The organism is Brevibacillus sp. SIMBA_040, assembly GCF_046535075.1.
In the GTDB taxonomy this organism is placed as follows: Bacteria; Bacillota; Bacilli; order Brevibacillales; family Brevibacillaceae; genus Brevibacillus.
In genome coordinates, this window is record NZ_JAWRXI010000436.1 from 1 (window position 1) to 231 (window position 231).

Annotated in this window: 1 protein-coding gene; it reads right to left on the reverse strand. The window is 44.6% G+C overall.

Translation table 11 applies throughout. The features are described from left to right. On the reverse strand, positions 1-231 hold a 231-nt coding region (locus tag SB752_RS33355; protein WP_410719652.1), incomplete at both ends, for a hypothetical protein.

The window sequence follows — 231 nt, forward strand, 5'->3', positions numbered from 1 at the left end:
CTTGGGAAATCACCTTCGAACTTGCGATAATCGCCTTGTCCCAATCTTTTTGAAACAGGAATATCCTCGCCTGCACCGCATACACTGCCATTTTCGTAGGTCTGATCCTCATACCAGGCGGCAACTGTTCAGGAAGCAGCGATTCTGCTTTTGCAAGATCTTCAAGAGCCAATCCTAAAACCTCATCTGCATCTGTTTTTGAAATTTTGGAGTTTTCCACATAATCTACCG